Origin of the sequence: Brachybacterium sp. HMSC06H03, assembly GCF_001807385.1 — a bacterium.
In the GTDB taxonomy this organism is placed as follows: Bacteria; Actinomycetota; Actinomycetes; order Actinomycetales; family Dermabacteraceae; genus Brachybacterium; species Brachybacterium conglomeratum.
Map to the genome: position 1 here is coordinate 1 of NZ_KV788908.1, position 1,116 is coordinate 1,116.

At 78.2% G+C, this 1,116-nt stretch carries 1 protein-coding gene; it reads right to left on the reverse strand.

Annotated elements, in window-relative coordinates:
• A partial coding sequence (gene cobA / locus HMPREF3159_RS12965) for a uroporphyrinogen-III C-methyltransferase (protein WP_070501484.1) occupies nt 1-1,116 on the reverse strand: 1,116 nt, incomplete at both ends.

A 1,116-nucleotide genomic window follows, 5' to 3' on the forward strand; every position in this document is an offset into this window, starting at 1 on the left:
GGGCCGAGCGGCGCGGCGGCCGTCGCGGCGCGGCCGGCGACCGCCCCGCCGATGTCGTCCTTGACGTGATAGCCGAGCGAGAGCAGCAGCGGCACCACGACCGCCTCGACCTCCTCGCCCTCGCGGGTCCGGGCCTCGGCGGGCCGGGCGTGGGCGGCGACCACCGCGGCCACGTCCGGGGACTGCACGTCCACGAACGCCTCGCGCACCGCGCCCGGCGCCTGCGCGGCGATCCGGCGCAGCAGGGCGCGCAGCACGTCCCGTCCCTCCCGCGAGCGTGTGCCGTGGGAGCAGCCGATCAGCACCGGGGCGGGGGAGCGGTCGGAAGCGGGCCCGTGCTCCGGCAGGTCGACGGCCTCACGGCCCGAGCCGTGCTCCGGGGCCTCCGCCGCGGCGGCCGGCTGCTCCGGGCGCAGGAAGCCCTCGGCCGCGGTCCGGCCGACGGCGATCACCGCCGGGTGCCCGATGCCGACCTCCGCGACGACCTGCTCGATGTCCGCGAGGGTGCCGCGCACCTGGCGCTGGCCCGGCAGGGTCGCCTCCTGCACCACCGCGACCGGGGTCGCGGGATCGATCCCGTTCAGCAGCGCCTGGGCGACCAGCCGCGGAAGCCACTCCACGCCCATCATCAGCACGGTGGTGGTCCCCGGATCGGCGAGCGCCGCGAGGTCCGCGGGGCCCAGGTCGCCGTGGGCGTTGACCACGTGCACGGCGACGGCGGTGCCGCGATGGGTGACGGGGACGTCCCCGGCCGCGGGACCGGCCAGCGCCGAGGTCACCCCGGGCACCACCTGCACGTCGATGCCCGCGGCGCGACAGGCGAGGACCTCCTCGCCGCCGCGGCCCAGCACGAAGGGATCCCCGCCCTTCAGCCGCACCACGCGCCGTCCCTCGCGGGCCAACGCGACGAGCAGCGCGCCGATGTCGTCCTGCCGCATGGAGTGCGCACCGGGCCGCTTGCCCACGTCGATCACCTCGACGTCCGCGCCCAGCTCGTCCAGCAGCGCGCGCGGCCCGAGCCGGTCGGCGACCACCACGTCGGCCTGCCGCAGCAGGTCCAGGCCCCGCACCGTGATCAGGTCCCAGGCGCCGGGGCCGCCGCCCACGAGGGCGACG